Below are 9,358 nucleotides of genomic sequence, written 5' to 3'. Positions count from 1 at the left end.
GAGGCGGGTACTTGTAGCGACCGCCTATCTGAGCCCGTGCCCGCCTGACAACGTGCAGCAAATGCCGGCTCAGTGTCGGAAGCTGTCTTTCCCCGCCTCTCATAAGCTACCTTAGGAAAGGTTACGAAGGTGAATCCCGGTAGGCCACCAGGACTGCGGGAGAGAAGCCACTACAGGAGCTGGATGTAGCCCAGGAGAAGCGTCTTCCCGAAGACGCGGACGTCGATGTTGATGTAGTCGTTCTCGGGCGGGTTGTCGGAGTGGTGGAGCACACCAAGGCAGCGGCCCTTGGGCTGCTTGTCCAGCCGGGGAAACGGGGATTGGGGGCCGGGGACTGGGGTGAGGGGTTAGGGGCTAGGGATTAGGGGTTGGCTGACGGGCAACGGCTGCCATCTGTCAGCTTGTGCTTGAGCTTGGGCTTGGGCTGGCGATCAGGGGCCAGGGATTGGGGACGGGCCTGAAGCGGTCAGCCGTAAGCTGTCAGCCGTCCGCCGTCTTCTGCTTGAGCTGCGACGCAGTTCCGCTTCGAATCTCCATCTCAGCCTCGACCTCAACCTCAGTCTCGCGGCGGAGCCGCTCCAATCTACAATCGCCAGTCTAAGATCGGAAGTCTCTTGGCTTGAGGCTTGCTGCTGCCACAAAGTCACACTCCCTTGACGCGCCTCGGATTGAGATAAGTAATGTGTCCCCGTTTCTCCCAGAATCGGAAATCACTTGGCTTGTGGCTCGAGCTTGAGCTGCCGTGAAGTCACACTCCCTTGACGCGCATCGGATTAGAAGTGTCCCTCTTTTCCCCTCGCTTGAAGCTGCTAGGGGTAGTCGCCATCTCGCCGCAACTGTGCGGCTACTTCTGCCAGATGCTTCCTCTCAAGCGTAAGTGCAGGTTCAAGGAGGTCAGTATGTTCGGTTAGTTCCCTCCATGCCCACGGCTGGATGTTGTACGCGAAGTGCATTTCTATGTCACCGACTGACGATACACGCGTGATGATCATGGCCGACTCAAGCCCAAGAACGACGCCATCTTGGGCGACAAGCTTGGCGCTCTTGGTGCCGCGAGCCAAGTAATGAGACAGAATAAGCTTCTCCTCAAGGGTCAGCCCGCGAAGGTACGCCTTCCCGGCTTTCAGTAGCCGATCCCGCTGTGTGCGACCTACTATCAAGCGTCCTGCCCAGACTGCAGCATGGGAGAGAAGAAGAGCCGTCCCAGTCAGGGCGACGAGACCAATCCACATTCTGTAGCGGTCCATGAAAGAGGAGACTCCAAATTTGGAAAGCGCCGTGGAAGGGAGCAGTACTAGCGCGGAAGCCAGAATGGCGATTGGAGCTACATACTTGGGGGGCAGTCTGATCCACTTAGTGATGTCACCCAGGGGTATGCGTGGCATCGTTTCTCCGCTGGCGCGGTTTTGGCCTTGATCGGCTGATCGCAGGCCCGAGAGCACTCGGCATCAGGGCGTCGGAGGGGGTTTCGTAGCTACAAGCTCGTTGTGCGCCCGCACGAACGATGTCAGAAGCTGCAGGGTGTTGGTCGCAACATTTGGCATTAGGTCGTCAGGGACCGCCCAGCGCTCACCGGAGTGTACAAGCTTGTTCCTGAACTTACGCACGCTCTCGAGATAGCCGACCAGGTCTCTTGCGCCAAGGGCATTGCGCCACGATTTACCCGTCAACCTCTTGATCAGTTCCTTCCTATCTTCAAACGAGCGCATAACTCCCACCACGGCCACGTTGCCCTTGGCTCGGATGCCTTCCTTCTCCAGTAGCTCATCGAGGAGTTGCTCGACGAGTAGCTCCTCCAGGGTGCAAATGAACACAGCGATAGCGAGAACCGCATGGTCGGGTCCATGGGTCTGCGAATCGGGCTCGGCTGTTGCCGCGCGTATCGCATCGTCCATTGCGCCCAGCAGGCCGCATACAGCGAGCGGAAGGTAGTGCAGCGCTGAGGGGCGCGGTGATTTGCACGCGGGGCAAGGACTTCCAACCCGGATCATGGGTGCCGGGTCCGCAACTACGAGGCCGCATGCTTGGCAGACGGAGTGGCGCAGCGAAGCGCCATAGAGGCCGCCGGGCTGCCAATTCTTCGGTCTCTCCATCTACGACTCAGACCTGCGCCGCCGCTGCCCACCCGCTAGCGGAGACCTGTCGGCAACCGTGCGCTTGGTGCGCATCAGACGTCTATCGTACCACCACTAACTTCTTTACCGAGGTGTACTGTGAGGAGATGGCAAAGTAGACGCCCGGTCTCAAGTCCACGCGGCCCGGTCGCTTCGGATCCAGACTAGCGACGGTGCATCCAGTGGCGTCTATCAGAATGCCTCGGCTCCCTAAGCATGTCACGGGGATGGATGCGCGCACGACCGTGGCGGCGCTCGGACGCTCTGGGTGCCCGAGGGATGGCGATCTTCCTGTTAGGCCAGTAGTCTGTATGTACTTCACAGTAACCCAGTCCCAGCCGGTGCTCGCGGTCTCAATGGCGCCTACGACGATGACGTTGCCGTCCCTGTCCAGTGCGAGACCGTCGGAATAATTGCCCAGACCCCACGGACTGCTGTATGAGGCGACCCATTTGCACGTTCCCTCAGAGTCATAGGCTACCGTATAGATGGGGTTGGAACCGTTTGGAAAGGTGCCCCCGCCCGTAATGTAGACATTTCCGGAAGAATCCGATGACATTGCAAAAGACAGTTGGTTTGACCCCGGATAGTAGTCCTGGGACCACATTACATCACCGGACGAGTCATACATGACGGTGACGAACCCAATATCACTTCCCGACCCGCCACGGCCAGTCACATACACCAGTCCGCTTGGGCCCAAGGCGATGCCGGTGGCGTTTCCATTCCGCTGGAAGTATCTGGCCCACTTTAGAGATCCATTCGCATCATACTTAAGCGTCATAAAGAAAGGCGTGCTGACACTGTCGCGTGTGCCGGTGACGTAAATGTTACCTGAGCTGTCAACGGCGACGCCTACGCCGCAAGCTGCTGCTCCATAAGGCCACCCAGTATACCTGCGGGTCCACACGGTGTCGCCGGTCGTAGCATCGTACTTCACGGTAAGGCAGTCGCTGACGCCGGCAGTTCCAGTGCTCCCTCCGGTAACTACTACCGTTCCTCCGGGGCAGACCGCTAACGCCCCGGATCCGCTACTCCCATCAGGGCTAACGTATCTGCTGACCCACTTCTGGACGCCGGCGGTGTCGTACTTTAGAGTGACGTAGTCCATTGTGTCATTCCTGTAACCTGACCCTGTGACGTAGACCGAACCGGAGCTATCCACCACCACCGACGCACATGCGGTGTCGCCGTTGGAGGATGTGTCATAGGTAGCACTCCACCGCAACGCACCGCCGCGACTGTACTCGACGGTCAGGAAGCCATAATCCCCATTCGGGGAGAACCTCCCGGTGACGCAGACATTGCCTCGGTTATCAACCACCAAGTCCTTGGGGGAGTTGTAGTAGGCCGTTGCATCAGTGGGGCGGCGCGTCCACACAGTGTCGCCGTTGGGTGAGTACTTGATAATGAGCCAGCCCTGATCCCAGTTTGCCCCATCAGTCCAACCCGCGACATACACGTACCCGGAATCGTCCACGCCAACTGCGGTGGCTACGTCGTTGAGGTGCGCCGGGCCGTCGTACGTTCTCACCCAAGCAGTATCGACCTGAGCGGCGGCCAAGGTTGCGAAGACCAGAGCGGCCGCCACGACCAGGCGTTTCATGTTCGGCCAAGTCGGGAGTTGTGGGTACACAATCGTGTTCTGTCTGTTCATACTGTTCCTCCTTCCTGTTGTGTCTGCAATGCGGCGCTTATGTACATGCCTAGGTATCGCAGGTGCGGGCGAGTTCGGCGTTTATGTTGCCCCAGGCTACTTCGGGGGTAACGGGAAGGCGCAGGTCCCGTTGAGTCTCGGCTGCCACAGAAAGGAACATATCCCTGAGTTTGTCCATGTCGCACCCGAGGTCGGGTTCAAGCGGGTCTTGGCATAGTTTACACCCAAGGTCGATTGCTGCCAGCAGAACACCTCGTGCGGGCACAGCAGCGGGCGTGTTGGGGTCGAAAGGAGCGTACTCGTCCCCCAAGTTCTCGGGGATGCCTCCGCAGTTTTGGGGGCCGTTCACGTCCAGATAGCAGACCTCGAGATGTTTTCGCAGGGACTCGTCGGCTCTTCCCAGCGTTTGGAGAGCGGTCGCGGCGTCCAGTACTGAGTTGCGATACAAGCCCCAATCATGTTTCCTTCTGTGTCTAGCCGCTTCTCGAAGGCTTATCTCGAGCTTGCTTTCATCGGCCGTGGGCTCGCGGCCCAGCGTTCTGCGCAGCCTCCTCGCAGCCGCGCTGTAGTCGGGATGACTTGTTAGGCGGGCCATCGCCTGATCCTGATGGTAGTGCGCCCACTGCTCCTCAATGGCGTTCGCCTGGTTCTTTGTCACTACGACCTTCTTGCGGTCGCTCGGCCTGGTCCTCACGTACATGAACTCACCGCATGTTGGACACTTCTTCTTCCGCGTGGGCATCTGCTCCAAAGGGTGCCTGCAGTTGGGGCAGCGAGGTTGATGTGTGAGAACAGCTTTGAGTTCCTGCAGGAATGCCATGTGTCGCGGGTGATCTTGTGACGTACTTGGCTCCATGCCCATCACTGGTTGACGGGCGCGGACTTGCTTCGAGCCTTCATCGAGGTTGGCAAAGACTCAGTCTCCATGTCTGAAAGCTACTCGGAATCTCCCAGCTGTCAAGCGGAGGAAAGAGTGAGGAGAGAGGGGGTAAGAGGGCAAGGACCCGAGGATTCGAGTGTGCCGGGAAGGCGAGCGGGAAGGGAGGGGATAAGCGGAGCAAACGGCCGGAACGCGGTTTGGCCGGAACCCCGGGCGCGGCCATGAGCCCTCCGATGAGCTTCCCGACGCGCGGGCGGGCTGATTTCGGGGTCGCGCAAGGCCCAAAAGAACTGATGTCCTAGTGATTCTCCGAAACTACTCATAACTCAATTAATCTCAGTCCGTTAAGCCCTGTTGCGTCGCGCAAAGTCCGCATATAGGGGTCGCCCGGGGGCATGCCCTTTGAGGAGCTTTCGACTAAGCCATGAAACGAGCCTTGAGATGAGCTTTGATCGGAGTTCTCAGACGAGCTTTGACGCGAGCTTTCGACTGAGCTTTGCCGCGAGCGATGAAAGAAGCGATGCGCTGAACTCTGAAATGAGCAATGCACGAAGCGATGAGGCGAGCTTTGAGATGAGCAATGGAAGAAGCTATGCAGTGCGCTTTCGAGTATGCATTCTAGGATACTTTCCGGCGAACTCTGAGACGAGCTTTCCGGCGAGCTTTTGAGGGAGCTTTGAAACGGGCGATGAGTGCTGAGCGCGAAGCAGAACTGCCCGACTCTCGTCGGGTGCTATTGCCGGTTGGTCGCGAGTCTACGCGCGGCCGCAGAGCGCGCGGCCTTCGGCAAAGGCCTTGAGGTTGAGGTCGACCACCTTGGGCTTCACGCGGTTCGTGATGGCCTGGTGGTAGGCCTCTTCCGGGAACTCAAGGAAGGTGGATATGGCCCCGAGCATCACTACGTTCTGCACACGGGCGTTGCCGAGTTTGAGGGCGGCGGCGAACGCCGGCACGCAGACTGACCGTGCGGAAAACGAGGGACAGTCCCCCGGATCGCTTGCGACGGACTCAGCGCGGGACAGTCCCTGTTTTCCGTGGACAGTCCCCGTTTTTTCCATGCTCTCGGTCAGGAGTTGGTTGAGTTTCTCATCGGTCGGGCGTTCGACCACGCCGGTTGAGACCGGGAGTGGGTCGATGCGGTGCGAGTCGTAGATGAGTTTTCCGTCCGGGCGCAGGAAGTGGATGTAGCGGAGCGCTTCCATCATCTCGAAGGCCACGATGATGTCCGCGGTTCCTTCTTCGATAAGCGGCGACGCTACCTTTGGCGCGTAGCGGATGTGGCTGGTGACCGAGCCGCCGCGCTGAGCCATGCCGTGGACTTCCGACTTCTTGACGTCGAGCCCGGCGGTCAATGCCAGTTCCGAGACGATGTTGGAGAAGAGCAGCACGCCCTGACCGCCGACACCGCAGACGAGAATGTTCATGAGGGACTCCGATCTAAGCCACGAAAGCACGAAAGACACGAAACGGACAGAGCGAAACCACAGATGAACGCAGATGGACACTGATGGGGTTCGGAGCAGAACGAGGAATTTGAGCCACGAAGGCACGAAAGACACGAAACGGAGCGCTGGCTGCCGACGCCGCAGACCAAGAGATTCACGATGAACTCCGATCTCCGAACGCCGAACGCCGAACTTCGGACTTTGGCGTTTGCACTTCGGCATTCGCACTTTGGCTGATGGCTTCCTGCGGGCAGACGTCGGCGCACATGCCGCAGCCGACGCAGATGGTTTCCTCAATGCACGCCTTGCCACGGCTGGGTCGGCTTGGGACACGATCCGAAACGTCGGACGTTTCGGTCATGTCCCGCGCCTCGCTGAAGGACAGCGCCGGGCAGCCGAGGCTGATGCACGTCTTGCAGCCGGTGCACTTTTCCGTGTCGACTACGAACGGCGGGTTGTGGAGCCGGATGTGCAGGGCGCAGGCTCTCCGGTTGATAATGACCGCGGGTTCGTTCTTGGCCAGCAACTCGCGTACGACTTTGCGGGTTTCTTTGACCTTGTAAGGGTCGACGACGACCACGTTCTTGACCCCGCAGGCTCTCGCTACGTCCTCGGGTTTGATGACGGGGCCGAACGAGCCCATCAGGGTTTCGCCGGTTCCGGGGTGGTTCTGGTGCCCGGTCATGCCGGTGGTACGGTTGTCGCTGATAATGGTGATGACGTTCGACTGGTTGTAGACCGTGTTGACAAGGCCGGTGATGCCGGAGTGGAAGAAGGTGGAGTCGCCGATGAACGCGACGCGCCGGCGCGGGTCAGCGGTGCCGAGCGCCTTGTCGAAGCCGTGGGCGACGGTGATGGACGCGCCCATGTCGATGCAGGTGTCCATGGCGCTGTGCGGCGGCAGCCCGCCGAGGGTGTAGCAGCCGATGTCGCCGCCAATGATTAGTTTCTGCTTCTGCAGCCCCCAGAAGATGCCGGTGTGCGGGCAGCCCGGGCAGAGGGCGGGAGGGCGGGAGGGAAGACCCTGCACAGGCAATGTCGAACGCCGAGCGTCGAATGACGAATGCTGCGGAATGGAGGACGGGGAGGGCAACGTCGGACGCCGAGCGACGAACTCCGAACGTCCGGCTCCGGAATTCGGCGTTTGCACGTCGGCGTTCGCACTTTCCTTCGCGAGGGAGGAGCGGAGGACGCGGGGGCTGAGTTCGTCGGTACGGGGTAGCTTGTCTTTGCCGGTTATCTTTGACGGGAGACCGGTGACGGATGACGGGTTGAGCGCGCGGATTTGGGTCTCGATGAATGGGTCCGTCTCTTCGATGACGACGAGCTCGTCTACGGTCGCGGCGAAGCGGCGGACGAGTTCGCGAGGGAATGGCCAGACCATGCCGAGTTTGAGGAAAGACGCATCAGGGAAGACCTCGCGGGCGTACTGGTAGGAGACCCCGTCACAGACGATTCCCATCTGCCGCGAGCCCTGCTCCATCCGGTTGAGGTCGCATTCCTCGTTCCATGCCCGGACCCGGTCCAGCCGCTGTTCGAGGTCGACGTGACGCGTCTTGGCGAATGCGGGCAGGACCATGTTTCTCGTAATCTGTTTTTCGTAGCCTTTGACCGGACGGGGCAGGCGCTCGCCCAGCTCGACGACGCTCGACGAATGGGCGCTGCGGGTGGTCATGCGCAACAGGACCGGTATATCGAACTGCTCGGAAATGTCGAACGCACGACGGGTGAAGTCCTTTGCCTCCTGCGAGTCGGACGGGCAGAGGACGGGAATCTTGGCCATCAGGCCGTAGTAGCGGTTGTCCTGTTCGTTCTGCGAGGAGTGGAGCCCGGGGTCGTCGGCGGTCACTATGACAAACCCGCCCCGCGCACCGATGTAGGCGGACGAGAAGAGCGGATCGGCCGCGACGTTCAGGCCGACGTGCTTCATCGCGGCGAGCGACCGCGCGCCCGCAATCGAGGCGCCGAGCGCGACTTCCAGCGCTACCTTTTCATTGGTAGACCATTCGCAGTAGACGTCTTTGTAGGTTGAAAGGGATTCGAGGATCTCGGTGGAAGGTGTGCCTGGGTAGGCAGCGGCCACGTGGCAGCCTGCCTCCCAGGCTCCCCGGGCGATTGCTTCATCCCCGGAGAGCAGTTTCCTTGTCATAGTTGCGTTCCTTTTCCTTACCGGTCAACACCGCGAGGAGGCGATTGGCCATGGCCGTCATTTCCTCTTCGCCGGGGAATACGATTATCTTCAGATCGAGGGGCGCGAGCCACTTCTTCAGGTTGGCTACGAACTTCTCGGACAGGGTCAGCCCGCCGGTCAGGACGACCGCGTCCGGCCCGCCTTCGCAGGCGACGACGTATGCGCCGATCTCCTTTGCCACCTGATAGACCAGTGCCCGGTATACCAGCTCGGCCGACTTGTTGTTCTCGGTTATCGCTGTCTCGACTTTGCGGATGTCGTCCGTTCCGAGGTAGGAGATCAATCCGCCCCGCTGGGTCAGCAGGTTCAGAATCGCCTTCTCGGAGTAGTTCCCGGAGTAGCAGGCGTGGACGAGGCCGGACAGCGGCAGCGAGCCGGAACGCTGCGGCGAGAACGGGCCGTCGTCATTGGCATTGGTCGCGTCGACTTGTCTGCCTCCCACGTGAACGGCAACGGTAATGCCCGTGCCAAGGTGGGCGACCACCAGCCGGCACTTCTTGTAGGGTTTCTTGAGCTTCCTGGCCGCGGCCTCGGCCACCGCGCGACAGCTCAGGGCGTGGGAGAGAGCTATGCGAGGGATGCCGCTGAAGCCGGAAATCCGGGCGATGTCACGGAACTCGTCGGTCGACTCGGGGTCAACAAAATAGGCGGGGATGCCCAGCTCCTGCGACAGCTCAAGCCCGATGAGCGGGCCGAGCAGCGCCGGGTGCAGTGTCTGGTACTGGCCGTGGCGGATGTCGGCGGCGACGTGGGGCGTTATCCGATAGACGCCGCCCGGCAACGGCCGGAGCGGACCGCCGCGGGTCGCTATCGTCTGCAGCTTGGCGCGGTCGAATGCGTGCCTGTCCAGCACCGAGAGAACCGCGGACTTGCGCAGTTCGTACTGGTCGAGAACGTGGCCGAACCGCACTAGCTGGTTGGGCGCGTGCTCAACCGTCTCGGAGAACAGGGGCTTGGCGCCGTTGAAAACGGCCACCTTCGTGGACCCGCCGCCGGGATTTATGACTAGAATCCACATGTTGCTTAGTCTACCGCTGCTCGTGGGCAAGTCAAACCACGAGGCGGACGGGG

7 protein-coding genes are annotated in these 9,358 nt (G+C 60.5%); all 7 read right to left on the bottom strand.

Annotation, left to right across the window (positions count from 1 at the left end; genetic code table 11):
- Positions 1–809: 809 nt before the first annotated feature.
- Positions 810–1,385 (bottom strand): superinfection exclusion B family protein, encoded by a 576-nt coding sequence (locus VMH22_15740; protein ID HTW93141.1) that lies wholly within the window; start codon positions 1,383–1,385, stop codon positions 810–812.
- A 63-nt stretch (positions 1,386–1,448) separates the two neighbouring features.
- Positions 1,449–1,895 carry a hypothetical protein gene (locus VMH22_15735; GenBank protein HTW93140.1) on the bottom strand — a complete coding sequence of 149 codons (447 nt, stop codon included), beginning with the start codon at positions 1,893–1,895 and terminating at the stop codon, positions 1,449–1,451.
- Positions 1,896–2,175: 280 nt separating this feature from the next.
- On the bottom strand, positions 2,176–3,771 hold the full coding sequence (locus tag VMH22_15730) for an SBBP repeat-containing protein (protein HTW93139.1): 1,596 nt from the start codon (positions 3,769–3,771) through the stop codon (positions 2,176–2,178).
- 49 nt (positions 3,772–3,820) lie between these two features.
- Complete coding sequence (locus VMH22_15725) at positions 3,821–4,513, bottom strand: hypothetical protein (protein HTW93138.1); 693 nt, start codon at positions 4,511–4,513, stop codon at positions 3,821–3,823.
- 893 nt (positions 4,514–5,406) lie between these two features.
- A complete protein-coding gene (locus tag VMH22_15720; GenBank protein ID HTW93137.1) occupies positions 5,407–6,075 on the bottom strand; it encodes an indolepyruvate oxidoreductase subunit beta in 669 nt (222 codons plus the stop codon).
- Positions 6,076–6,250: 175 nt separating this feature from the next.
- Positions 6,251–8,245 (bottom strand): thiamine pyrophosphate-dependent enzyme, encoded by a 1,995-nt coding sequence (locus VMH22_15715; GenBank protein ID HTW93136.1) that lies wholly within the window; start codon positions 8,243–8,245, stop codon positions 6,251–6,253.
- Entirely contained in the window at positions 8,217–9,305 is a 1,089-nt protein-coding gene (gene buk, locus VMH22_15710) for a butyrate kinase (GenBank protein ID HTW93135.1), read from the bottom strand. The genes VMH22_15715 and buk overlap by 29 nt, the downstream gene beginning before the upstream one ends.
- Between the last annotated feature and the right edge of the window lie 53 nt (positions 9,306–9,358).

The sequence above is a fragment of the bacterium genome (genome assembly GCA_035505375.1).
Taxonomy (GTDB): Bacteria; Hydrothermota; Tepidihabitantia; order Tepidihabitantales; family Tepidihabitantaceae; genus UBA2258.
The sequence above is the reverse complement of the archived record's forward strand: the minus strand, read 5'-3'. Positions and strand labels throughout refer to the sequence as shown.